This window comes from Citrobacter portucalensis, from assembly GCF_023374935.1.
Taxonomy (GTDB): domain Bacteria; phylum Pseudomonadota; class Gammaproteobacteria; order Enterobacterales; family Enterobacteriaceae; genus Citrobacter; species Citrobacter portucalensis.
This window is the reverse complement of the sequence record NZ_CP092466.1, coordinates 5,074,442-5,097,866: the sequence shown is the minus strand read 5'-3', so window position 1 is coordinate 5,097,866 and position 23,425 is coordinate 5,074,442. Positions and strand designations below refer to the sequence as shown.

At 51.4% G+C, this 23,425-nt stretch carries 22 protein-coding genes; 7 read left to right on the top strand and 15 right to left on the bottom strand.

The genetic code is table 11. The features are described from left to right. Nucleotides 1-572: 572 nt before the first annotated feature. The 13 genes from LY264_RS24575 to asnC form a co-directional block, all read right to left on the bottom strand. Entirely contained in the window at nt 573-992 is a 420-nt protein-coding gene (locus tag LY264_RS24575) for a F0F1 ATP synthase subunit epsilon (protein WP_003023809.1), read from the bottom strand. A gap of 20 nt (nt 993-1,012) precedes the next feature. Beyond that, a complete protein-coding gene (gene atpD, locus LY264_RS24570) occupies nt 1,013-2,395 on the bottom strand; it encodes a F0F1 ATP synthase subunit beta (RefSeq protein WP_003023806.1) in 1,383 nt (460 codons plus the stop codon). A 26-nt stretch (nt 2,396-2,421) separates the two neighbouring features. After that, nucleotides 2,422-3,285, bottom strand: a complete 864-nt coding sequence (gene atpG / locus LY264_RS24565) for a F0F1 ATP synthase subunit gamma (protein WP_006687765.1) — start codon at nt 3,283-3,285, stop codon at nt 2,422-2,424. Nucleotides 3,286-3,335: 50 nt separating this feature from the next. Beyond that, a complete protein-coding gene (atpA, locus tag LY264_RS24560) occupies nt 3,336-4,877 on the bottom strand; it encodes a F0F1 ATP synthase subunit alpha (RefSeq protein ID WP_003827026.1) in 1,542 nt (513 codons plus the stop codon). 12 nt (nt 4,878-4,889) lie between these two features. Beyond that, nucleotides 4,890-5,423 (bottom strand): F0F1 ATP synthase subunit delta, encoded by a 534-nt coding sequence (gene atpH / locus LY264_RS24555; protein WP_003827024.1) that lies wholly within the window; start codon nt 5,421-5,423, stop codon nt 4,890-4,892. Between the two features lie 14 nt (nt 5,424-5,437). After that, nucleotides 5,438-5,908 carry a F0F1 ATP synthase subunit B gene (atpF, locus tag LY264_RS24550; protein ID WP_003827022.1) on the bottom strand — a complete coding sequence of 157 codons (471 nt, stop codon included), beginning with the start codon at nt 5,906-5,908 and terminating at the stop codon, nt 5,438-5,440. Nucleotides 5,909-5,967: 59 nt separating this feature from the next. Beyond that, a complete protein-coding gene (atpE, locus tag LY264_RS24545) occupies nt 5,968-6,207 on the bottom strand; it encodes a F0F1 ATP synthase subunit C (RefSeq protein ID WP_003023794.1) in 240 nt (79 codons plus the stop codon). A gap of 46 nt (nt 6,208-6,253) precedes the next feature. Beyond that, the gene (gene atpB, locus LY264_RS24540) at nt 6,254-7,069 is read right to left on the bottom strand and encodes a F0F1 ATP synthase subunit A (RefSeq protein ID WP_003023792.1); all 816 of its coding nucleotides are present in this window, start codon (nt 7,067-7,069) and stop codon (nt 6,254-6,256) included. A 7-nt stretch (nt 7,070-7,076) separates the two neighbouring features. After that, nucleotides 7,077-7,457 (bottom strand): F0F1 ATP synthase subunit I, encoded by a 381-nt coding sequence (atpI, locus tag LY264_RS24535; RefSeq protein WP_003827019.1) that lies wholly within the window; start codon nt 7,455-7,457, stop codon nt 7,077-7,079. A gap of 614 nt (nt 7,458-8,071) precedes the next feature. Continuing rightward, the gene (rsmG, locus tag LY264_RS24530) at nt 8,072-8,695 is read right to left on the bottom strand and encodes a 16S rRNA (guanine(527)-N(7))-methyltransferase RsmG (protein WP_032945471.1); all 624 of its coding nucleotides are present in this window, start codon (nt 8,693-8,695) and stop codon (nt 8,072-8,074) included. Nucleotides 8,696-8,797: 102 nt separating this feature from the next. Then, complete coding sequence (gene mnmG / locus LY264_RS24525) at nt 8,798-10,687, bottom strand: tRNA uridine-5-carboxymethylaminomethyl(34) synthesis enzyme MnmG (RefSeq protein WP_003827014.1); 1,890 nt, start codon at nt 10,685-10,687, stop codon at nt 8,798-8,800. 372 nt (nt 10,688-11,059) lie between these two features. Continuing rightward, nucleotides 11,060-11,509 (bottom strand): FMN-binding protein MioC, encoded by a 450-nt coding sequence (mioC, locus tag LY264_RS24520; protein ID WP_032945473.1) that lies wholly within the window; start codon nt 11,507-11,509, stop codon nt 11,060-11,062. Nucleotides 11,510-11,597: 88 nt separating this feature from the next. Then, on the bottom strand, nt 11,598-12,056 hold the full coding sequence (asnC, locus tag LY264_RS24515; protein ID WP_003023780.1) for a transcriptional regulator AsnC: 459 nt from the start codon (nt 12,054-12,056) through the stop codon (nt 11,598-11,600). 151 nt (nt 12,057-12,207) lie between these two features. Between asnC and asnA the strand changes: the two genes are divergently transcribed. After that, nucleotides 12,208-13,200, top strand: a complete 993-nt coding sequence (gene asnA, locus LY264_RS24510; protein ID WP_003827009.1) for an aspartate--ammonia ligase — start codon at nt 12,208-12,210, stop codon at nt 13,198-13,200. Between the two features lie 3 nt (nt 13,201-13,203). On the opposite strand, the gene viaA is transcribed toward asnA, so the two are convergent. Both viaA and ravA read right to left on the bottom strand, forming a co-directional pair. Continuing rightward, nucleotides 13,204-14,655 (bottom strand): ATPase RavA stimulator ViaA, encoded by a 1,452-nt coding sequence (gene viaA / locus LY264_RS24505; RefSeq protein ID WP_008786554.1) that lies wholly within the window; start codon nt 14,653-14,655, stop codon nt 13,204-13,206. Next, the gene (gene ravA, locus LY264_RS24500) at nt 14,649-16,145 is read right to left on the bottom strand and encodes an ATPase RavA (RefSeq protein ID WP_020996042.1); all 1,497 of its coding nucleotides are present in this window, start codon (nt 16,143-16,145) and stop codon (nt 14,649-14,651) included. Before ravA ends, viaA begins: the two co-directional genes overlap by 7 nt. A gap of 329 nt (nt 16,146-16,474) precedes the next feature. On the opposite strand from ravA, the gene kup reads away from it, so the two are divergent. The 6 genes from kup (at nt 16,475) to rbsK (ending at nt 23,425) form a co-directional block, all read left to right on the top strand. Then, entirely contained in the window at nt 16,475-18,343 is a 1,869-nt protein-coding gene (gene kup / locus LY264_RS24495; protein ID WP_003827003.1) for a low affinity potassium transporter Kup, read from the top strand. A 192-nt stretch (nt 18,344-18,535) separates the two neighbouring features. Then, nucleotides 18,536-18,955, top strand: coding sequence for a D-ribose pyranase (rbsD, locus tag LY264_RS24490; RefSeq protein WP_048227374.1), 420 nt, complete (start codon nt 18,536-18,538; stop codon nt 18,953-18,955). Nucleotides 18,956-18,962: 7 nt separating this feature from the next. Continuing rightward, the gene (rbsA, locus tag LY264_RS24485; RefSeq protein ID WP_048227381.1) at nt 18,963-20,468 is read left to right on the top strand and encodes a ribose ABC transporter ATP-binding protein RbsA; all 1,506 of its coding nucleotides are present in this window, start codon (nt 18,963-18,965) and stop codon (nt 20,466-20,468) included. Between the two features lie 5 nt (nt 20,469-20,473). Continuing rightward, nucleotides 20,474-21,439: a ribose ABC transporter permease gene (gene rbsC / locus LY264_RS24480; RefSeq protein WP_003826999.1), complete on the top strand. Its 966-nt coding sequence runs from the start codon at nt 20,474-20,476 to the stop codon at nt 21,437-21,439. Nucleotides 21,440-21,463: 24 nt separating this feature from the next. Next, entirely contained in the window at nt 21,464-22,354 is an 891-nt protein-coding gene (rbsB, locus tag LY264_RS24475; protein ID WP_003023760.1) for a ribose ABC transporter substrate-binding protein RbsB, read from the top strand. A gap of 141 nt (nt 22,355-22,495) precedes the next feature. Further along, nucleotides 22,496-23,425 carry a ribokinase gene (rbsK, locus tag LY264_RS24470; RefSeq protein ID WP_003826997.1) on the top strand — a complete coding sequence of 310 codons (930 nt, stop codon included), beginning with the start codon at nt 22,496-22,498 and terminating at the stop codon, nt 23,423-23,425.

Sequence of the window (23,425 nt, the reverse complement as noted above, 5' to 3'; positions counted from 1 at the left end):
GGGAAATTTCCCCTCTGATAACTGTCTATTTTCATCTATTTCGGCGTCTTTTGTCTCCCAAAAACCAGGAGTCTGCTTTTATTAAAGCCTTAGGTTAATGTTTTTGCTATTTTTTTACTGCATGAATAAAGAGCTACAAAAGAAAAATACAATTTTATTAATATGATTCAGTGAGAAGCAGAGAAAACAGACAGGAGAAATACAGTTTTAAAAGGAAAGAGTACAAATGATAATACGGGGGAGGGGAATTTATTAACAGATGGCGCGAGCAGGTAACCGTATGAAGCATCGCGCCACAGAGCAGTTAAGGGAAGACTAAACGTCCATGCTGCTGAAAAGGGCGATGATTTTGTTAAACAATTTCATGTTGGTATCCTGTTTTTATCTGAATTAATTTTGTGACACACATCACACAAAAAAGAGTTTACGCCTCATTTTTTAACCGATCAATATTTTTGTGATGTAAATCACAAAATAATAAAACAGCTTTTTAGTTCCACTTTTACTGAAACAAATCCATAAAAAAAGCCAGCCTGGAAACCAGACTGGCCTTTGTGCTTTTCAAGCCGGTGTTACATCGCTTTTTTGGTCAACTCGATAACGCGCAGTTTCGCGATCGCTTTGGCCAGTTCCGCAGATGCCTGAGCGTAATCCACGTCACCATGAGAGCTCTTAATGTGCTCTTCAGCCTTACGCTTCGCTTCCAGGGCTCTCGCTTCATCGAGATCCTGTCCGCGAATCGCGGTATCAGCCAGTACGGTCACGCTGCCAGGCTGCACTTCGAGAATGCCGCCGGACAGATAGATAAACTCTTCATGACCGAACTGTTTAACGATGCGGATCATACCAGGCTTAATGGCGGTGAGCAGCGGTGCGTGACCCGGGAAAATACCCAGTTCACCTTCACTACCCGTTACCTGGATTTTCTCGACCAGACCAGAGAACATTTGTTGCTCTGCGCTGACGACGTCCAGGTGGTAAGTCATTGCCATATCACCCTCCGATTAAGGCGTTAAAGTTTTTTGGCTTTTTCCACGGCTTCGTCGATAGAACCAACCATGTAGAACGCCTGCTCTGGCAGGTGGTCGTATTCGCCTTCCATGATGCCTTTAAAGCCACGGATGGTGTCTTTCAGGGAAACGTATTTACCCGGAGAACCGGTGAATACTTCCGCAACGAAGAACGGCTGGGACAGGAAGCGCTGGATCTTACGCGCACGTGCTACCACCAGTTTATCTTCTTCAGACAGTTCATCCATACCCAGGATGGCGATGATGTCTTTCAGTTCCTGATAACGCTGCAGCAGGGACTGTACGCCACGCGCTGTGTCGTAGTGTTCCTGACCAACAACCAGCGGATCCAACTGACGGCTGGTGGAGTCCAGCGGGTCAACTGCCGGGTAGATACCCAGAGAAGCGATCTGACGGCTCAGTACCACGGTTGCATCCAAGTGAGCAAAGGTGGTTGCTGGGGACGGGTCAGTCAAGTCATCCGCAGGTACGTATACCGCCTGAACGGAGGTGATAGAACCGGTTTTGGTAGAGGTGATACGTTCCTGAAGAACACCCATCTCTTCCGCCAGGGTCGGCTGGTAGCCTACCGCTGATGGCATACGACCCAGCAGTGCAGATACTTCTGTACCGGCCAGGGTGTAACGGTAGATGTTATCAACGAACAGCAGAACGTCACGACCTTCGTCACGGAACTTCTCAGCCATGGTCAGACCGGTCAGTGCAACGCGCAGACGGTTTCCCGGCGGCTCGTTCATCTGGCCATATACCAGGGACACTTTGTCCAGTACGTTGGAGTCGGTCATTTCGTGGTAGAAGTCGTTACCCTCACGAGTACGTTCACCTACGCCCGCAAACACGGAGTAACCGGAGTGTTCGATCGCGATGTTACGGATCAGCTCCATCATGTTTACGGTTTTACCTACACCCGCACCACCGAACAGACCGACTTTACCGCCCTTAGCGAACGGACACATCAGGTCGATAACTTTGATGCCGGTTTCCAGCAGTTCCTGAGAGCTGGACAGCTCTTCGTAGGAAGGTGCTGCGCGGTGGATAGCCCAACGCTCTTCTTCACCGATATCGCCTTTCATGTCGATCGGGTGACCCAGGACGTTCATGATACGACCCAGGGTTGCTTTACCTACCGGGACTTCGATCGGGTGTTCGAGGTCTTTAACTTCCAGACCACGACGCAGACCGTCGGAAGAACCCATGGCGATGGTACGTACGATACCGCCGCCGAGCTGCTGCTGAACTTCCAGCACCAGGCTCTCTTTACCATTCATAACCTCAAGAGCATCGTACACGCGCGGTACGGCATCCTGAGGGAATTCGACGTCAACCACGGCGCCGATTACCTGGACAATTTTTCCAGTAGCCATCTTGAATCCTCTACGAATTAACCTGGTTATACCGCGGATGCACCACCGACGATTTCGGTGAGTTCCTGAGTAATGCTGGCCTGACGAGCTTTGTTGTATACCAACTGCAGCTCTTTAATCAGGCTGCCGCCATTGTCGGTCGCGGCTTTCATCGCCACCATACGTGCGGCCTGCTCGCTGGCCAGGTTTTCTACCACGCCCTGATAAACCTGAGACTCGACATAACGACGCAGCAAGGTATCCAGCAGCGCTTTCGGGTCTGGCTCATACAGGTAATCCCAAGATTTACGCTTCAATTCATCATCATCTGATGCCGGCAGAGGCAGCAGTTGAGTGATGGTTGGCGTCTGAGACATGGTGTTAATAAATTTGTTGCTGACAACGTACAGTTTGTCCAGACGACCTTCATCGTAGGCCTGCAGCATCACTTTAACCGGACCGATCAGTTCGGACAGGGAAGGGTTATCCCCCATGCCGGTTACCTGAGCGATCACGTTTCCGCCAACGGAGTTAAAGAAAGACACGCCCTTAGAGCCAATCATTGCGATATCGCACTGAACGCCTTTATCGGACCATGTTTTCATATCCGCCAGCAGCTTTTTGAACAGGTTAATGTTCAAGCCACCACACAGACCACGGTCGGTCGACACCACCAGGTAGCCCACGCGTTTAACGTCGCGTTCTTCCAGGTAAGGGTGCTTATATTCCAGATTACCATTCGCAAGGTGACCAATCACTTTGCGCATGGTCTCTGCATAAGGACGGCTGGCCGCCATGCGATCCTGCGATTTACGCATTTTGGAAGCGGCGACCATCTCCATCGCTTTAGTGATCTTCTGCGTGTTCTGGACGCTTGCGATCTTACTACGTATCTCTTTTGCGCCGGCCATGAGCTTCTCCTCAATGCCTTGCGGTCCGCCCTAAAGCAGACCGCCAGACGTTACCAGGACTGGGTTGCCTTGAAGGAATCGAGGATAGCTTTCAGCTTGCCTTCGATTTCATCGTTATAGCCACCGGACTGGTTGATCTCTTGCATCAGCGGAGCGTGGTCACGGTCAACGTAAGCCAGCAGAGCGGCTTCGAAGCTACCGATTTTCGCCAGTTCCACATCTTCGAGGTAACCGCGTTCAGCCGCAAACAGCACCACACCCTGCTGTGCAACAGACATTGGCGCATACTGTTTCTGCTTCAGCAGTTCAGTTACTTTCTGACCATGGCTCAGCTGCTTACGAGTAGCTTCATCCAGGTCGGAAGCGAACTGAGAAAACGCTGCCAGTTCACGATACTGTGCCAGAGCGGTACGAATACCACCGGACAGTTTCTTGATGATCTTGGTCTGCGCTGCACCACCAACACGAGATACGGAGATACCCGGGTTAACTGCCGGACGAATACCGGAGTTAAACAGGTTAGTTTCCAGGAAGATCTGACCATCGGTAATGGAAATTACGTTGGTCGGAACGAACGCAGAAACGTCACCCGCCTGGGTTTCGATAATCGGCAGAGCGGTCAGGGAGCCGGTTTTACCTTTAACTTCACCATTGGTGAACTTCTCAACGTATTCCGCGTTTACGCGGGATGCGCGTTCCAGCAGACGGGAGTGGAGGTAAAATACGTCGCCCGGGAATGCTTCACGTCCTGGCGGACGACGCAGCAGCAGGGAAACCTGACGGTAAGCAACGGCCTGTTTAGACAGGTCATCGTAAACGATCAGTGCATCTTCACCGCGGTCACGGAAGTATTCGCCCATTGCGCAACCGGCATATGGTGCCAGGTATTGCAGTGCAGCAGATTCAGACGCGGTCGCCACAACAACGATGGTGTTGGACAGTGCGCCGTGTTCTTCCAGTTTACGAACCACGTTGGAAATGGTGGACGCTTTCTGGCCGATAGCCACGTACACACATTTGATGCCGGAATCACGCTGGTTGATGATGGCATCGATTGCCATCGCAGTTTTACCTGTCTGACGGTCACCGATGATCAGCTCACGCTGGCCACGACCGATTGGGATCATGGCATCAACAGATTTATAACCGGTCTGTACTGGCTGGTCGACGGACTGACGTTCGATTACGCCTGGTGCGATAACTTCGATTGGCGAGAAGCCATCGTTATCAACCGGACCTTTACCGTCAATCGGGGAACCCAGAGTGTTCACCACACGACCCAGCAGGCCACGGCCAACCGGAACTTCCAGAATACGACCCGTACACTTAACCTTCATGCCTTCGGCGAGGTCAGCGTATGGACCCATCACAACTGCACCTACGGAGTCGCGCTCCAGGTTCAGTGCGATAGCGTAACGGTTACCCGGCAGGGAAATCATCTCACCCTGCATACAATCGGCCAGGCCGTGAATGCGGATAACACCGTCACTTACAGAAACAATAGTACCTTCGTTATGAGCTTCGCTCACAACACTGAACTGAGCAATGCGCTGCTTGATCAGTTCGCTGATTTCGGTGGAATTCAGTTGCATGCTCCAGTCCCCTTAAGACTGCAAGACGTCTGCAAGGCGCTCAAGACGGCCGCGTACGCTGCCATCAATGACCATATCACCCGCTCGGATGATTACGCCTGCCATTACAGACTTATCGATTTTGCAATTCAGCTTAACTTTGCGTGACAGACGTTTTTCCATCGCAGCACTAATCTTCGTAAGCTGTTCATCACTCAGTGCATTGGCAGAAGTGACTTCTACCTCAGAGATAGCCTCACTGGCTGCACGCAGGTGAATAAACTGCTCAAGAACATCCGGGAGCGCATTCAGACGGTTATTTTCAGCCATAACCCTAATCAGGTTTTGGCCGCTTTCGTCCAGCTGCTCACCGCACACGGCGATAAACGACTCAGCGAGCGTTTCCGGCGCCAGCGCGCCAGAGAGAAGCTCTGCCATTTGTTCGTTTTTTGTCACCTCAGCGGCGAACGTCAACATATCCTGCCAACGGTCAATGCTTTGGTGCTCAACGGCAAAGTCAAAAGCTGCTTTGGCGTAGGGGCGAGCTACCGTAATAAATTCAGACATCAGCCCCTCCCTCCTTACAGTTCAGCGACAAGTTTGTCCACGATGTCGCTATTAGCAGCTTCATCCACGGAACGTTCGATGATCTTCTCGGCGCCAGCAACAGCCAGGATAGCAACTTGCTTACGCAGCTCTTCGCGAGCACGTTTACGCTCGGCGTCAATTTCCGCCTGCGCCTGTGCCACGATTTTAGTACGTTCCTGCTCTGCTTCAGTTTTAGCTTCGTCCAGGATCTGAGCACGGCGTTTGTTCGCCTGCTCGATGATTACCTGAGCTTCCGCCTTCGCTTTTTTCAGCTGGTCGGTCGCGCTGGCCTTTGCAAGGTCAAGATCCTTATGTGCTCGTTCTGCAGAAGCAAGGCCGTCAGCAATTTCTTTTTGACGTTTTTCGATGGCAGCCATTAATGGCGGCCATACGTACTTCATGCAGAACAGAACGAACAGGACAAACGCGATGGCCTGGCCGAGGATTGTTGCGTTAAGATTCACAGCACAATGCCTCTATCTAGTTAACGTTCTGATATTGCTCTTAATTCAAGCAACGCTTACTACGCGACAGCAAACATCACGTACAGACCCAGACCTACAGCGATCATTGGGATTGCATCCACCAGACCCATAACGATAAAGAACTGAGTACGCAGCAGAGGAATCAGATCCGGTTGACGCGCTGCGCCTTCCAGGAATTTACCCCCGAGGATGCCGATACCGATCGCAGCACCGATTGCCGCCAGACCCATCATCACAGCGGCAGCAATGTACAGCAGATCCATATTCAGGTTTTCCATGACAGTCTCCAGTTTGTTTCAGTTAAAACGTAGTAGTGTTGGTAAATTAATGCTCTTCAGATGCCATCGACAGATAGACAATCGTCAGAACCATAAATATGAAGGCTTGCAGCGTGATAATCAGTATGTGGAAAATGGCCCAAGGCACATTCAGGATCCACTGTGACCACCACGGCAACAGACCAGCAATCAGAATGAAAATCAGCTCACCGGCATACATGTTGCCGAACAGTCGCAGACCAAGAGAGATTGGTTTGGACAGCAGGCTTACCCCTTCAAGGATTAAGTTGACAGGGATGAACGCCCAGTGATTGAACGGCTGCAGCGTCAACTCTTTCGCGAAGCCACCGATGCCTTTCATTTTGATGCTGTAGAACAGAATGAGGATAAATACGCCCAGCGCCATCGACAGGGTGATGTTCACGTCAGCAGACGGAACCACACGCAGAGCCGGTAGGCCAAAGATATGCTCACCGATGTACGGCAGCAGGTCGATAGGCAGCAAATCCATCAAGTTCATCAGGAATACCCAGACGAAAATCGTCAGGGCCAGCGGAGCAATCAGCTTGCTTTTGCCATGGTACATGTCTTTCACGCTACCATGCACAAAGCCGATTACCAGCTCAATCGCGGTCTGAAATTTACCTGGTACGCCGCTGGTCGCCTTTTTGGCTACGCTACGGAACATAAGCAGGAACAACAGACCCAGAACCACCGAGAAGAAAATGGAGTCAATATTGAGCGTCCAGAAGGTGGCTGGGGGGTTGTGCGGATCCACCAGCGAGAATGTACGTAGGTCCAACTGAAGGTTATTCAGATGGTGTCCTATGTAATCCTGCGGCGTCATATTTTCTGAAGCCATGATGCCTTTACCCTTTGTTGTTAATTACAGCCGGCGCCAGTATCTGAACCACCAGCACCAAAACCCACGTAACGATCAGCGGCATGAATACCGCTTTCAAAACAGCCAACGCCACCACCAACAACACCAGCATCGCTAATACCTTGAAGGCTTCGCCGAAAGCGAACGACCAGGCTACTCGGCCCTTCGCTGGTGTATGTACCTGGTGACGCCAGGCAAATATCATAAACAACACATTAGGCAGTAACACTGCCAATCCTCCACACAACGCGGAGATGCCCCAGAAAGGGTCTTTGAGGCTAAACAGCAATCCACTTGCTATTACAACCAGAAGCTGTGTGAGCAAAAGCTTACGAGCAACGTTTCGACTCAAGAGCGACATAGACATCACGTTTTTACTCCTGCTCCCTTCGAGGTATGCCGCGTGTCGTATAAAACGTTCTTTATGGCTTAGAGTCAAGCATCAAAAAGCGGACAAATTATACGGTGCGCCTTCGTGATTTCAAACAATAAGTAGCTAAAAAGTGAATAAATGTTTAAATATTTTTCGCTGACCCACATTTATTACTTTTAGGCAAACTGTGAACGATCATGCAAAACTGCAAATGCCGCGAAAACACTGGCGTCAAAGCGTGCACCAGATCACATATTGAACATATTCACCTTCGCATAATTTATTTACGTGGCAATTGATGCCTTTTCATCTTTTTGATATTTAAGCGTAAAAATAGCCACTATTTCAAAAACAACGCCTAACAACAAAAAAACCGCTCATTGACATTTATAATAAAAAATTAACACGAACGGTGATTCTTACGTTCTATTTTTAGCAGACTGATATTTTCACAGCTGACTTGTTTCGCTTTTAACAAAAAACGGTACGTTATAGTTATGATGCAAAACCGTAAGGCACTAGTGAAATGTAACGACATTTAACCACACTATTACCTATGACTTTTAACACCTGAAAAGCCGTTTTTTCTCTATTTTTTTTGATAAAAATTAAATTTTGTTTGGCTTAATAACCACCAAATGACGTTCACCATCCAACTGCGGAACGCGTAATTTTTCGACGGACTCAACGCTGAATTCTGCTGGCAGCGAATCAATTTCATCTGCAGGCAACTGCCCTTTTAGCGCATAAAAACGCCCATTCTGGCCCGGCAAATGGTGACACCAGCTCACCATATCATTGAGTGAAGCGAAAGCACGGCTAATCACCCCATCAAACGGCGGTTCTGAAGGAAATTCTTCAACTCGGCTTTGCACTGGAGTGATGTTAGTAAGCGCAAGCTCATGCTGCACCTGACGCAAGAAACGAACACGTTTTCCCAGGCTATCGAGCAGTGTGAAATGCACTTCTGGACGCACGATAGAGAGCGGAATTCCCGGCAGGCCAGGTCCCGTACCTACATCGATAAAACGCTCACCCTTCAGATACGGTGCAACGACAATGCTGTCCAGAATATGGCGTACCAGCATTTCGTTGGGATCCCGCACCGACGTCAGGTTGTACGCTTTGTTCCATTTGTGCAGCATATCGACATACGCAATCAGCTGATTTTTCTGGTGATCGGTAAGAGAAATACCGGCATCAGCCAGCAGACGAGAGAGTTTGTTGAGCACGGTCGTTACCTGTTAATAATCAAATGCCCGATGCGCTTTCGCTTATCGGGCCTACAAATTTGTACGGCGGGCAAGCGAAGCGCCCCCGCCAAAATAGTGTTATCAAGCGCTGCGGCGCAGCATACCTTGTTTTTTCAGCCATACCAGCAGAATGGAGATGGCGGCAGGCGTTATGCCGGAAATACGCGATGCCTGACCGATCGAGACGGGTTTGTGATCGTTCAGCTTAGCGATAACTTCATTCGACAAGCCAGAGACCTGGCGATAATCCAGCGTTGCAGGCAACAGGGTGTTTTCATTGCGCTGTTGTCTTTCAATTTCTTCCAGCTGACGGGCAATATACCCTTCGTATTTCACCTGAATCTCAACCTGCTCTGCGGCCTGAGCATCATCAAGCGCGGGTGCGAACGCAGATAAAGAGGTCAACTGAGCATAGGTCATATCCGGGCGACGCAGCAGATCTTCACCGCTCGCTTCACGGGACAGAGGTGTAGCCAGGTGAGCATTCACTTCTGCTGCGGACTCCGCTAACGGATTCACCCAGGTTGATTTAAGACGTTGGCGTTCCTGTTCGATACGCTCCAGTTTCTCGTTGAAGCGAGCCCAGCGCTCATCGTCCACCAGACCCAGTTCACGACCAATTTCGGTCAGACGCAGGTCGGCGTTATCTTCACGCAGCATCAAACGGTATTCAGCGCGAGATGTGAACATACGGTACGGTTCTTTGGTACCCAGCGTACACAGGTCGTCCACCAGCACGCCAAGATAAGCCTGATCGCGACGCGGTGCCCAACCCTCTTTTTCGGCAGACAAGCGTGCGGCGTTCAGACCTGCCAGCATGCCTTGTGCGGCGGCTTCTTCATAACCGGTTGTACCGTTAATCTGGCCCGCAAAGAACAGACCCTGGATGAATTTGCTTTCCAGAGTAGGTTTCAGGTCACGCGGATCGAAGAAATCATACTCAATCGCGTAGCCTGGGCGGACGATTCTGGCATTTTCCATCCCCTGCATGGAGCGGACAATTTGCATCTGCACATCGAACGGCAGGCTGGTGGAGATGCCATTCGGGTAAATTTCGTTAGAGGTCAGTCCTTCCGGTTCGAGGAAGATCTGATGCTGGTTACGATCGGCAAAGCGCATTACTTTGTCTTCGATCGACGGGCAGTAGCGTGGGCCAATACCTTCGATCACGCCAGCGTACATTGGGCTACGATCGAGGTTATTGCGGATCACGTCATGGGTTTTCTCATTGGTATGCGTGATGTAACACGGCATCTGGCGCGGATGTTGAGAAGCATCGCCCAGGAATGAGAAGACCGGCATCGGGTTATCGCTGTTTTGCTGGCCGAGCACGCTGAAATCAATCGTGCGCGCATCGATACGCGGCGGTGTACCGGTTTTCAGGCGGCTGACGCGCAGCGGCAGTTCACGCAGACGGCGTGACAGCGGGATGGACGGCGGATCGCCAGCGCGGCCACCGCTGTAGTTATCCAGACCAATATGAATTTTGCCGTCGAGGAAAGTCCCCACAGTTAATACGACCGCTTTGGCACGGAACTTCAGTCCCATTTGGGTTACTGCACCCACAACGCGATCGTTTTCGACAATCAGATCTTCAACCGCCTGCTGGAAGATCATCAGGTTGGGTTGATTCTCCAGCGCAGTGCGTACCGCCTGACGATAGAGCACACGATCGGCCTGAGCTCGGGTAGCGCGAACGGCTGGCCCTTTGCTTGCGTTTAGTATCCTAAACTGGATACCCGCGTGGTCGATCGCTTTTGCCATCAATCCACCAAGCGCATCCACTTCTTTTACCAGGTGTCCCTTCCCAATACCGCCGATCGCCGGGTTGCAGCTCATCTGCCCCAGAGTGTCGATATTGTGTGTCAAAAGCAGAGTCTGTTGACCCATTCGCGCCGCGGCCATTGCGGCCTCGGTGCCTGCATGACCCCCGCCAATGATGATGACGTCAAAAGGATCCTGATAAAACATGGTAATTGCCTCGCATAACGCGGTGTGAAAATGGATTGAAGCCCGGGCCGTGGATTCTACTCAACTTTAGTCGATGGAGAAAGACCTGGGATCCTGGGTATTAAAAAGAAGATCTTTTTATTTAGAGATCTGTTTTATTGTGATCTCTTATTAGGATCGCACCTTTCTGTGGATAAGGACGATCCTTTAAGTAAGATCAACAGGTTGCTGAGGATCATTAGCTGTGAATGATCGGTGATCCTGGTCCGTATAAGCTGGGATCAGAATGAAGGGTTATACACAACTCAAAAACTGAACAACGGTTGTTCTTGGGATAACTACCGGTTGATCCAAGCTTTTAACCAGAGTTATCCACATAAAAAAGTACGATCTTTACAAATCTCTGAGCAACGGATGCCACGATCCCAGCCAAATTTCAGCCGGATCTTCCGGAATTTCATGTTCCAGCACGTTGATCCTGAGAGTTTCGCCGATCTGTTTTGCCCCACAGGCCTTCAATTCGGCTTCCAGCTTGTCGATTGCGCCGCAAAAGGTGTCATATTCACGACTGCCGATCCCGATTGCACCAAAGCGCACTAGTGACAGGTCCGGCTTTTGCTCGCGTAACGCATCATATAAAGGCTGCAGGTTGTCAGGAATATCTCCCGCACCGTGCGTGGAGCTGATAATCAGCCAGATCCCGTCAGTCGGAACCTCTTCAAGCATTGGCCCATGCAGTATTTCGCTGGAAAAACCGGCGTCGTCCAGCTTTTCAGCCAGATGCTCTGCTACATATTCCGCACTGCCAAGCGTACTACCGCTGATAAGAGTGATGTCTGCCATGATCGCCCACCTTTATAAAGAGGGCGTATTGTACGCTGTGAGCGAGCTGGGATCTACCTGTGGAAAAATAGGGGATTAAAAAAAACGATCATGGCTTGATGGTGCGCATGATCGGGTTTTGCAGGACGATCAGCGTTTCCGTGGACTGAATTTCGTCAATTGTTTGGATCTTGTTGATAAGTACCTGCTGCAATGCGTCGATCGACTTGCACATCACCTTAATAAAGATGCTGTAGTGCCCGGTGGTGTAATACGCTTCGGTCACTTCATCGAGGCTTTCCAGTCTGGCCAGCGCTGACGGATAGTCTTTCGCACTTTTCAGGATGATGCCGATAAAGCAGCCGACGTCATAACCCAATTGTTTGGGACTGACATCAATCCGCGCGCCGGTAATAATCCCCGCCTGCTTCATCTTTTCTACGCGAACGTGAATTGTTCCTGGGCTGACGCCGAACTGTTTGGCTAATTCTGCGTAGGCGGTACGAGCATTTTCCATTAAGGCGTCAAGAATGCCGCGGTCCAGATTGTCGATCTGATAATTTTCCATAGGTTTTTCTTATGTAGATTAATGATTCCCTCTATTTTAGACGTAATTTTTAACGAATCAAAATCGAAGTCGGCTTTTTGTTTGTTGATTATTGAATATTACCTCCATTCTGTTGCTTAATCATAGGCAACAGGACACAGGAGTACACATAATGAAAACCGCTTACATTGCCAAACAACGTCAAATTAGCTTCGTAAAATCTCATTTTTCTCGCCAGCTGGAAGAGCGTTTAGGCCTGATCGAAGTTCAGGCGCCGATCCTCAGCCGCGTTGGAGATGGCACGCAGGATAACTTGTCGGGCTGTGAGAAAGCGGTGCAGGTGAAGGTTAAAGCATTGCCAGACGCTCAATTCGAAGTGGTTCATTCACTGGCGAAGTGGAAGCGTCAAACGTTAGGACAACACGACTTTAGCGCAGGCGAGGGGCTGTACACGCACATGAAAGCCCTGCGTCCCGATGAAGATCGCCTCTCCCCATTGCACTCAGTGTACGTTGACCAGTGGGACTGGGAGCGCGTGATGGGCGACGGTGAGCGTCAATTCTCCACTCTGAAAAGCACGGTAGAGGCTATCTGGGCGGGAATTAAGGCCACCGAAGCTGCGGTTAGCAAAGAGTTTGGTCTGGCACCGTTCCTGCCAGAGCAGATCCACTTTGTTCATAGCCAGGAGCTGTTATCTCGTTATCCGGATCTTGATGCAAAAGGTCGTGAACGTGCGATCGCTAAAGAGCTGGGTGCGGTATTCCTGGTGGGGATCGGCGGTAAGCTCAGTGACGGTCACCGTCATGACGTACGTGCGCCCGATTATGATGACTGGAGTTCAGCGTCCGAGCTGGGGCACGCCGGTCTGAACGGTGATATTCTGGTCTGGAACCCGGTTCTGGAAGATGCGTTTGAGCTGTCTTCTATGGGGATCCGTGTGGATGCTGACGCCCTGAAACACCAGCTGTCTCTGACCGGTGATGAAGATCGCCTGAGTCTGGAGTGGCACCAGGCGCTGCTGCGCGGTGAAATGCCGCAGACAATTGGTGGCGGCATTGGGCAGTCGCGTCTGACCATGCTGTTGCTGCAATTACCGCACATTGGTCAGGTTCAGTGTGGCGTATGGCCGGCCCAGGTACGTGAAAGCGTTGCTTCTCTGCTGTAACAATTAACGCCGCCAGCGTCTGAGCAGGCGGCTTCGCATCCCGGTATCAAAGCGCCAGATATGATCGAAAATGCGCATGATGCCGGGTTTGCCATGTGCTGACATCGCCACCGCGTGAAAACGGTGCTGGTGCACCCGCTGTAATTCACCCACTTTATTGACGACCTCATCGGGCAATCGCTGAGCGATAAAATCTGAGATCACCACCGCATCGGCATCAAACCATTCCCGACCCTGCATGCGCTCAATTATGGCGCGAAAACAGCTGGCAATATCAGTGCCACCACGAAAGCGCTGACTTAAAAAGCGGATAGCCTGTTCGATGCCCTCCGGACCGGAAAGCTCATAGCGCACCACTTCTGTTGAAAACAGCATAATGAAACAGCGCCGGTTATCGGCAAGGGCAACGCGCATTAGCGCCAGACAAAAGGCTTTCGCACACTGCTCATTAAATCCACCCATCGATCCCGAGGTATCAACGCAGACGATAAAAGGCCCGCGCGGCTGCTCGTCAAAATCCTGATGCACCACCGGACGTTCCGTTACTTTCTCACGCCATGCTTCGCCGTGCAGGCGGTAGGTGAGCAGTTGCTTTTCCACCAGCCGTCGGTAGAACTCGTATTCCAGTTCGGTAATGCCCAGCGTGGCCAGCTCTGGCGGTAGCAGGCGCAGGATATCGTCACTTTGCTGGATGCCATCCACCTGCTCCGGGACGGTTGCAGGTTCGCGCACCAGGGTACGGAAGGTTTCCATTGGCGCATCTTTACGCGGCACGGATTTCGCCTCTCTGGAACGACCTAACTGCTCGGCCAGGCGCTGGAGTTCGGGTTGTTGCGTCAGAAATTCGCCGTATTTCACCATCAACTGATAATCACCGCGCTTGATTTGGCCCGCGCTCATATCCCACAACCGGCCTGCTGCGTTGTCATTTTCTGCCAGTACAGGTTCCAGTTGCCCGCTGAGGGTCATCCGTTCTTGTACTTCACTGAGCAAATGCTCGCGCTCTTCTTCCAGCAGTTGCTGATTCAGCGTTGTGGTTTGCACCACCAGGCTCAGGCGCCAGCGCTGGAGAAAAAGCGTATGTAGGGCGGGCGTAAAGGTGCTGTTGTCATTGACCAGTTGCTGCGCTTGTCCGGCCCAGGGCGAATGGAGGCGGTGCAATAGGGATAATATTTGCGGTAGCTGAACGATAAACTGCGCATGAGAGAGGAGCTGGCTTTGTTGATAGCACATAACCTCCTCCATCAGCTCCGGCGGTACATGGGTATCTTTGAGGCGGCTACGCAATGATTCACGCCAGCGGGGAATGTCGTCAGTGATCGCTTTTTTAAGGCGAGGAAATTTTTTAAAAAATACCACCATCTTTGGGGAAGCCAGCAGGGCGACGATCATCTCTTCGATCATCGCCTCTTCGCTGACTGCCAGCATGATGTTGAGCGTATCAAGGGTCAGCATTGTTGCGCCTGGCGGATTTGCGCCCCGACATCCTGCAGGCTGGCCTCAATGCGGCCTAACCAGTCGCTATGAATAAACAGGCATTTTTGCTGTTCGCTGAATGCGCTGTGCTGCTGATGCCACTCATTATCGAGCGCTTCAAGCTCCTGTTTTATCTCTGCGGGCATACTCTCTTGCGAAGCACCCGGCAGCGCCAGGCGAGAACCTTGTAAACTGACATCGCGTACAACCAGATGCTGTGCGCTATCGACTTCCATATTCAGCGTTTGGGCAAAGCCGATCCCGTTTAGTTTTCCGCGGATCTCACCACCTTTTGTTAGCCACAGTTCCAGCGCGCCACGTTCGAAAGCTATATGGATAACCTCCATATCATGCAGTTTTAAAGGCTTTTGCAGCAGTAATGTCACGACAGAAGACGAGGCTTCTGGCGGTAAATCATAATGAGGACGACGGCTGAACATTCCGCCCTGGCGGATCACCGTGAACGCCGTTTTATCGCTTTGCTGCTGCTGGAGCTGAATGCGGCGCTGCACAATGCTGCCCAGGCGCGTCAGCATGGCTTGCTGTTGCCAGGCGTGTCCGGTCATCAATATTTCAAGCTGCTGTTGCATCAGATTCAGGCTTTGTGCGTCGTACCACAGGCAATCTTTCAGCAGGATCAGGTCGATAGGTACTACCGCATCGCGTCCGCTAAAGAAAGCGCTGGCCTGGAGTAAGCGGATCGCTTTTTTCCAGCGACGATCGGACACATAAGGAGCATTCGGTAACACGTCCAACTGTTGGCGCAGCGTGAAAATGAGCTCAAACACGCGATCGGGAAGCTTGATCGCACCAATGTCTTTTTGCCACTGGTGATACTCTTCATCCGTCACCTGCAATGATGCCGGGACCGGATTGTCGCTTTCATCCTGCTGACTTAACAGCATGGAGCGGAAATTGGCCTTGTCCTGAACTTTATCCAGCCACAGCCGAATCAGCATACGGTCGTACAGCGCTTCCAGGCTGCTGTCGGCTTCAGGCAGTTCGTTGGAAGCCGCCACCAGCAGACGCATCGGAATTTTTTCTTCATACGCGCCGTTACGGAAGTGACGTTCGTTAATGGCGGTCAACAGGGTGTTAAGAATTGCCGGGCCTGCTTTCCAGATTTCATCGAGAAAAACGATTTCAGCTTCAGGAAGATAGCCCGCCGTTAAGCGTTCATAGCGACCTTCGTCTTTTAACGCCTGAATGGACAGCGGACCAAACACCTCTTCGGGCGTAGAGAAGCGCGTCATCAGGTATTCAAAAGCGCGTGCGTTTTGGAAGGCAAACTTCAGTCGGCGGGCAATTAAGCTTTTTGCGATCCCCGGGGGACCTAATAAGAAAACGCTCTCGCCGCTGAGTGCTGCCAGCAGACACAGACGAATGGCGTGGCTACGTTCATAAAGTCCCTTTTCCAGCGCATTGCTCAGACGGGAAATTCTTTCCGCTAATAAATGTGGGTGAGCCATAATGAAGTGGCGTCCTTTCGCCAAATGTACTGCATAAACTGCGAGTATAGATGCTTCACACCATTGCAGTAATAGACTGAAGGTGCGCTTATTTTTCTTTGAGCCAGATTAATCTGGTCTCATTTAGGGGTACGATTTTGTGATTAATCGTGCATACTGTGCGCCTTTTTGTGGGCCAAGGGACGACGCACACATTTCTTATATATACACCAAATCAATCAAGCTGCACCAAGGCGGCAATGGAGTTTTCTTCTGGGATGGGGGGAATAACGAATGCAGCCCATACGGAGTGGCTTGAAAGATGATGTGTATAAACGAAAGACGAGTCTATGAGCACTGATAATAAACAATCATTGTCTGCGATTACCCTTGCAGCCATTGGGGTTGTCTACGGTGATATTGGTACCAGCCCACTTTATACGCTTCGTGAATGTTTGTCCGGCCAGTTTGGTTTTGGCGTTGAACGTGATGCCGTATTTGGTTTTCTCTCGCTGATTTTCTGGCTGCTGATCTTTGTTGTCTCCATTAAATACCTGACGTTTGTCATGCGCGCAGATAACGCCGGAGAAGGCGGGATCCTTACGCTGATGTCATTGGCCGGGCGCAATACCTCGGCGCGAACAACCTCCATGCTGGTCATTATGGGATTGATAGGCGGCAGCTTCTTCTATGGTGAAGTGGTGATTACGCCAGCCATTTCGGTGATGTCTGCAATTGAAGGTCTGGAGATAGTTGCCCCGCAACTGGATACCTGGATTGTTCCGCTCTCGATAATTGTGCTGACCCTGCTGTTTTTGATTCAAAAACACGGTACCGGTATGGTCGGTAAGCTGTTTGCGCCGATTATGCTGCTATGGTTCCTGACGCTCGCGGTATTAGGCGTGCGCAGTATTATTGGCAATCCGGAAGTGCTGCAGGCGCTCAATCCATATTGGGCGGTGCATTTCTTCCTCGAATTCAAAACGCTGTCCTTTATCGCGCTGGGTGCGGTGGTGCTGTCGATTACCGGTGTTGAAGCGCTGTATGCGGATATGGGCCACTTCGGTAAATTGCCGATTCGTCTGGCATGGTTCTCAGTTGTATTGCCTTCACTGGTGCTGAACTATTTTGGGCAGGGCGCGTTGCTGTTAAAGCATCCTGAAGCGATCAAAAACCCGTTTTTCCTGCTGGCGCCGGACTGGGCATTAATTCCATTGTTGATCCTCGCCGCGCTGGCAACGGTCATCGCCTCTCAGGCGGTTATCTCCGGTGTCTTCTCGCTGACGCGTCAGGCCGTACGTCTGGGGTATTTATCGCCGATGCGTATCATCCATACCTCGGAAATGGAATCGGGCCAGATTTACATTCCTTTCGTTAACTGGATGCTCTATTTTGCGGTAGTTATCGTGATAGTGAGCTTTGAACACTCCAGTAACCTTGCCGCGGCGTATGGGATTGCGGTAACGGGGACGATGGTACTGACTTCAATTCTGTCGACCACCGTGGCGCGCAAAAACTGGCACTGGAATAAATACTTCGTCTTCCTGATCCTGGTGGCGTTCTTGTGCGTCGATGTTCCGCTGTTCTCCGCGAACCTCGATAAGCTTATTTCCGGCGGTTGGCTGCCACTGACGCTGGGTCTGGTGATGTTCACCATCATGACCACCTGGAAAAGCGAACGCTTCCGTCTGCTGCGTCGCATGCATGAGCACGGTAACTCTCTGGAGGCGATGATTGCTTCTCTGGAGAAATCGCCACCGGTACGCGTGCCGGGAACGGCGGTGTATATGTCCCGCGCACTGAACGTCATCCCGTTTGCGCTTCTGCATAACCTCAAGCATAACAAGGTGCTGCATGAGCGCGTTATTCTGCTGACGCTGCGCACGGAAGATGCGCCCTATGTTCACAACGTGCGTAGGGTGCAGATTGAGCAGTTATCGCCCACCTTCTGGCGCGTGGTGGCCAGCTACGGTTGGCGTGAAACGCCGAACGTTGAGGAAGTGTTCCATCGCTGCGGTCTGGAAGGTTTAAGCTGTCGAATGATGGAAACCTCTTTCTTTATGTCGCATGAGTCGTTGATTGTTGGCAAGCGGCCATGGTACCTGCGTCTGCGCGGCAAGCTGTATCTGCTGCTACAGCGCAACGCGCTGCGCGCGCCGGACCAGTTTGAAATCCCACCGAACCGGGTTATTGAGCTTGGTACTCAGGTAGAGATTTAATCTCCTCGACGCCCTCTTTCATCGCGAAAGGGGGCGTTTTGTTTTGCCCCTCTCAGTTTTCATTTCATCAAATGATAATCCTTGCGAAACGTTTCGATGGCGATCACATTTTCGTAACGTCGCGGTGGTTTTCTGTCCACTCTTCGCACTACACTTATCTCCAGCGAAACGTTTCGCTAGTGGGGAAAGAAAATGAAGAAAGGCGCGGTACTCAACTCTGAAATTTCAACGGTGATCTCCCGTCTGGGGCATACCGATACGCTGGTGGTGTGTGATGCAGGTTTACCCATCCCGAACAGCACAACGCGTATTGATATGGCATTAACCCAGGGCGTACCTTCTTTTATGCAGGTACTGGATGTGGTCACACGTGAAATGCAGGTCGAGGCGGCCATTCTCGCGTCGGAAATTAAACAACATAATCCGCAACTCCACGAAACGTTGCTCAGCCACATTGAGCAACTGCAACAACACCAGGGAAACACCATAGAAATTCGTTACACCACGCATGAACAATTCAAAAAACAAACCGCAGACAGTCAGGCGGTAATTCGCAGCGGAGAATGTTCTCCGTATGCGAATATCATTCTCTGTGCTGGCGTCACGTTCTGAGGCCATCATGAACGCATTACTGCAACTCAAAGGGATCGATAAAGCGTTCCCGGGCGTAAAAGCGCTATCCGGCGCCGCGCTGAATGTCTACCCTGGCCGCGTGATGGCGCTGGTGGGCGAAAACGGCGCGGGCAAATCCACCATGATGAAAGTACTGACCGGGATCTATACCCGTGATGCCGGTTCTTTATTGTGGCTGGGGAAAGAGACCACCTTTAACGGCCCGAAATCCTCCCAGGAAGCCGGAATCGGTATCATCCACCAGGAGCTGAACCTGATCCCGCAACTCACTATCGCCGAGAACATTTTTCTTGGCCGTGAGTTTGTGAATCGCTTTGGCAAAATTGACTGGAAGAAGATGTACGCCGAAGCCGATCTGCTGCTCGCCAAACTCAATCTACGCTTTAAAAGCGACAGGCTGGTCGGTGAGCTGTCGATTGGCGATCAGCAAATGGTCGAAATTGCCAAAGTGCTGAGCTTTGAATCGAAGGTCATCATTATGGATGAACCGACGGATGCCCTCACCGATACCGAAACCGAATCCCTGTTCCGCGTCATCCGCGAACTGAAATCCCAGGGACGCGGCATTGTCTATATTTCTCACCGTATGAAAGAGATCTTCGAGATTTGCGACGACGTAACCGTCTTCCGTGACGGGCAGTTTATTGCCGAACGTGAAGTTGCCTCGCTGACAGAAGACTCGCTGATTGAAATGATGGTGGGACGTAAGCTGGAAGATCAGTACCCGCGCCTGGAAAAAGCGCCGGGTGATATTCGCCTGAAGGTCAATAACCTGTGCGGTCCTGGCGTAAACGATGTTTCGTTCACGCTGCGTAAAGGCGAGATCCTTGGCGTATCCGGGCTGATGGGGGCCGGACGTACCGAACTGATGAAAGTGTTGTACGGCGCATTGCCGCGCACCAGCGGTTACGTCACGCTTGATGGCCATGAAGTGGTTACCCGTTCGCCGCAGGATGGGTTGGCTAACGGCATCGTCTATATTTCTGAAGACCGTAAACGCGATGGCTTAGTGCTGGGTATGTCGGTGAAAGAGAACATGTCACTGACCGCGCTGCGTTATTTCAGCCGCGCCGGTGGAAGCCTGAAACATAAAGATGAGCAGCAGGCGGTGGGTGATTTTATTCGTCTGTTCAATGTTAAAACACCATCAATGGAACAGGCTATCGGCCTGCTTTCCGGTGGTAACCAGCAGAAAGTGGCGATTGCGCGCGGTCTGATGACCCGGCCAAAAGTGCTGATCCTTGATGAACCAACGCGCGGCGTTGACGTTGGGGCTAAGAAAGAAATCTATCAGCTTATCAACCAGTTTAAGGCTGACGGACTGAGTATCATTCTGGTCTCCTCTGAGATGCCAGAAGTATTGGGCATGAGCGATAGAATTATCGTTATGCATGAAGGGCATCTCGGCGGTGAGTTCACTCGCGAGCAGGCCACTCAGGAAGTATTAATGGCTGCCGCTGTGGGCAAGCTTAATCGCGTGAATCAGGAGTAAAAAAGATGACTACCCAGGCTGTTTCTGGTCGCCGTTATTTCACTAAAGCATGGCTTCTGGAGCAAAAGTCGCTCATCGCTCTGTTAGTGCTGATCGCGATTGTTTCCACCATGAGCCCTAACTTTTTTACCGTTAATAACCTGTTCAACATTCTCCAGCAAACGTCGGTGAACGCCATCATGGCCGTTGGCATGACGCTGGTTATCCTGACGTCGGGTATCGATCTGTCCGTCGGTTCCTTGCTGGCGCTTACCGGCGCGGTTGCGGCTTCAATTGTAGGGATTGAGGTCAATGCGCTGGTGGCCGTTGCTGCAGCCCTGGCGCTCGGCGCTGCCATTGGCGCAGTCACCGGGGTGATTGTTGCGAAAGGCCGGGTGCAGGCGTTTATTGCAACGCTGGTGATGATGCTGCTGCTGCGCGGCGTGACCATGGTGTACACCAACGGCAGTCCGGTTAATACCGGATTTACTGACAATGCCGATCTGTTTGGCTGGTTTGGTATTGGTCGTCCGTTAGGCATCCCTACGCCAGTGTGGATCATGGGGATTGTCTTCCTCGCGGCGTGGTACATGCTGCACCACACTCGTCTGGGCCGTTATATCTACGCGCTGGGCGGTAACGAAGCGGCAACGCGTTTGTCCGGTATCAGCGTCAGTAAAATCAAAATTATCGTTTACTCACTGTGCGGTCTGCTGGCATCGCTGGCGGGCATCATTGAAGTCGCGCGCCTCTCCTCTGCGCAACCAACAGCAGGTACTGGCTATGAGCTGGATGCTATCGCAGCGGTGGTGTTAGGCGGTACCAGCCTGGCGGGTGGTAAAGGACGTATTGTTGGGACGCTGATCGGCGCATTGATTCTTGGTTTCCTCAATAATGGTTTGAATTTGTTAGGTGTATCCTCCTATTACCAGATGATCGTCAAAGCGGTGGTGATTTTGCTGGCGGTACTGGTAGACAACAAAAAGCAGTAACAACGATTACAGGACATCTTAAATATGAACATGAAAAAACTGGCTACCCTGGTTTCTGCTGTTGCGCTGAGCGCCACCGTGAGCGCGAATGCGATGGCGAAAGATACCATTGCGCTGGTGGTCTCCACCCTCAACAACCCGTTCTTTGTTTCTCTGAAGGATGGGGCGCAAAAAGAGGCGGATAAGCTGGGTTACAACCTGGTGATTCTGGACTCGCAGAACAACCCGGCGAAAGAGCTGGCTAACGTTCAGGACTTAACGGTTCGTGGAACTAAAATTCTGCTGATCAACCCGACTGACTCTGATGCCGTTGGTAATGCTGTGAAGATGGCTAACCAGGCAAAAATTCCGGTTATTACCCTTGACCGTGTTGCCTCCAAAGGCGAAGTGGTAAGCCACATCGCGTCTGATAACGTGTTGGGTGGCAAAATTGCGGGTGATTACATCGCGAAGAAAGCAGGTGAAGGCGCGAAAGTTATCGAACTGCAAGGGATTGCCGGAACTTCAGCGGCGCGTGAGCGTGGCGAAGGTTTCCAGCAGGCCGTTGCGGCACACAAATTTAACGTACTGGCCAGCCAGCCGGCAGACTTCGACCGCACCAAAGGTCTGAACGTCATGCAGAACCTGCTGACCGCGCATCCTGATGTGCAGGCCGTATTTGCCCAGAACGATGAAATGGCGCTGGGTGCGCTGCGCGCACTGCAAACCGCGGGTAAATCTGATGTGATGGTGGTTGGATTTGACGGCACTCCAGATGGCGAAAAAGCAGTAAATGATGGCAAACTGGCTGCGACCATTGCTCAGTTGCCGGATCAGATCGGCGCGAAAGGCGTTGAGACTGCGGATAAAGTCCTGAAAGGCGAGAAGGTTCAGGCTAAATATCCGGTTGACCTGAAGCTGGTCATCAAGCAGTAATACCGATTCAGGTCGCTCGCGGCCTGATGGAGACATAAATACGCCATCCCCGTATCTGATTTTGGGGATGAAAGCGTAAAAAGAAAAGCAGGGCACGCGCCACCCTAACCCGGTGGCGCACTTTGACTTGGAACACCAAATATGAAAACCGCAGGCAACCTCGTTGTTCTTGGCAGTATCAATGCCGATCACATCCTTAACCTTAACTCTTTCCCGACACCTGGTGAAACCGTAACAGGTAGCCATTATCAGGTCGCATTTGGCGGTAAAGGCGCGAATCAGGCTGTTGCTGCGGGTCGTAGTGGCGCGAATATCGCATTCATTGCCTGTACGGGCGATGATGATATTGGCGAAAGTGTGCGTAAACAGTTAGCCAAAGATAACATCGATATTGCGCCGATTAGCGTAATTTCGGGGGAATCGACCGGTGTGGCGTTGATTTTTGTGAATGGTGAAGGTGAGAACGTTATCGGCATTCATGCCGGAGCGAACGCAGCTCTTTCGCCAGCGTTGGTGGAAGCACAGCATGAGCGTATTGCTCAGGCGTCCGCCTTACTTATGCAGTTAGAATCGCCGATCGAAAGCGTACTGACTGCAGCAAAGATTGCACATCAAAATAAGACCATGGTCGCCCTGAACCCGGCACCGGCACGTGAACTTTCTGATGAACTGCTGGCGCTGGTGGATATTATTACCCCGAATGAAACCGAGGCTGAAAAGCTGACGGGGATCCGGGTCGAAAATGATGAAGACGCGGCCAAAGCGGCGCAGGCATTGCACGCTAAAGGTATCCATACTGTACTGATTACTTTAGGTAGTCGCGGTGTGTGGGCCAGTGTTAATGGCGAAGGACAGCGTGTGCCCGGTTTTAAAGTGGAAGCCGTTGATACTATTGCCGCTGGAGACACCTTTAATGGCGCGTTAATTACGGCGTTGCTGGAAGAGACTCCGCTGCCTGAAGCGATCCGTTTTGCGCATGCCGCTGCGGCGATTGCGGTTACCCGTAAAGGCGCACAGCCTTCCGTTCCGTGGCGCGAAGAAATAGAAGCGTTTTTAAGTCAACAGAGGTAA

Coding starts and splice junctions, on each gene's coding strand:
- atpD (WP_003023806.1), bottom strand. CDS start 2,395: ATGGCTACTGGAAAAATTGTCCAGGTAATCGGCGCCGTGGTTGACGTC.
- atpH (WP_003827024.1), bottom strand. CDS start 5,423: ATGTCTGAATTTATTACGGTAGCTCGCCCCTACGCCAAAGCAGCTTTT.
- atpG (WP_006687765.1), bottom strand. CDS start 3,285: ATGGCCGGCGCAAAAGAGATACGTAGTAAGATCGCAAGCGTCCAGAAC.
- atpI (WP_003827019.1), bottom strand. CDS start 7,457: ATGTCTATGTCGCTCTTGAGTCGAAACGTTGCTCGTAAGCTTTTGCTC.
- mnmG (WP_003827014.1), bottom strand. CDS start 10,687: ATGTTTTATCAGGATCCTTTTGACGTCATCATCATTGGCGGGGGTCAT.
- atpB (WP_003023792.1), bottom strand. CDS start 7,069: ATGGCTTCAGAAAATATGACGCCGCAGGATTACATAGGACACCATCTG.
- mioC (WP_032945473.1), bottom strand. CDS start 11,509: ATGGCAGACATCACTCTTATCAGCGGTAGTACGCTTGGCAGTGCGGAA.
- rbsC (WP_003826999.1), top strand. CDS start 20,474: ATGACTACCCAGGCTGTTTCTGGTCGCCGTTATTTCACTAAAGCATGG.
- rbsA (WP_048227381.1), top strand. CDS start 18,963: ATGAACGCATTACTGCAACTCAAAGGGATCGATAAAGCGTTCCCGGGC.
- rbsB (WP_003023760.1), top strand. CDS start 21,464: ATGAACATGAAAAAACTGGCTACCCTGGTTTCTGCTGTTGCGCTGAGC.
- rbsK (WP_003826997.1), top strand. CDS start 22,496: ATGAAAACCGCAGGCAACCTCGTTGTTCTTGGCAGTATCAATGCCGAT.
- atpA (WP_003827026.1), bottom strand. CDS start 4,877: ATGCAACTGAATTCCACCGAAATCAGCGAACTGATCAAGCAGCGCATT.
- rbsD (WP_048227374.1), top strand. CDS start 18,536: ATGAAGAAAGGCGCGGTACTCAACTCTGAAATTTCAACGGTGATCTCC.
- asnA (WP_003827009.1), top strand. CDS start 12,208: ATGAAAACCGCTTACATTGCCAAACAACGTCAAATTAGCTTCGTAAAA.
- LY264_RS24575 (WP_003023809.1), bottom strand. CDS start 992: ATGGCAATGACTTACCACCTGGACGTCGTCAGCGCAGAGCAACAAATG.
- kup (WP_003827003.1), top strand. CDS start 16,475: ATGAGCACTGATAATAAACAATCATTGTCTGCGATTACCCTTGCAGCC.
- atpE (WP_003023794.1), bottom strand. CDS start 6,207: ATGGAAAACCTGAATATGGATCTGCTGTACATTGCTGCCGCTGTGATG.
- ravA (WP_020996042.1), bottom strand. CDS start 16,145: ATGGCTCACCCACATTTATTAGCGGAAAGAATTTCCCGTCTGAGCAAT.
- viaA (WP_008786554.1), bottom strand. CDS start 14,655: ATGCTGACCCTTGATACGCTCAACATCATGCTGGCAGTCAGCGAAGAG.
- asnC (WP_003023780.1), bottom strand. CDS start 12,056: ATGGAAAATTATCAGATCGACAATCTGGACCGCGGCATTCTTGACGCC.